Origin of the sequence: Cupriavidus sp. SIMBA_020 (assembly GCF_046535395.1) — a bacterium.
Classification (GTDB): Bacteria; Pseudomonadota; Gammaproteobacteria; order Burkholderiales; family Burkholderiaceae; genus Cupriavidus; species Cupriavidus campinensis.
Window position 1 is genome coordinate 1 of the sequence record NZ_JAWRWU010001651.1, and the last position, 237, is coordinate 237.

Sequence of the window (237 nt, forward strand, 5' to 3'; positions counted from 1 at the left end):
CGTGAATGCGAGTTCGACGATCATGAGCAACGCCCGTACCGAAGCAACACAGTTTTGCGAACAGGTGCCGGACGTCACAGCGGATGGGATTGTGATTCCTAACTCCACGCATCAGCAATGCGGGACATCACCCTCGATTGCCGCAGGTGACCAGTCAGGCGGAATTGGGTCAATCTGGACGCTGGTGAAGAACCTGCCGCTGATCCTCCTCACATTTCTCGCGAAGGGGGTCGCGAT

Annotated in this window: 1 pseudogene; it reads left to right on the forward strand. The window is 57.0% G+C overall.

Annotated features, from left to right (window positions below):
* Window positions 1–22 precede the first annotated feature (22 nt).
* Window positions 23–237, forward strand: a pseudogene (locus SB751_RS35205) (conjugal transfer protein TrbL); the annotation flags it as partial.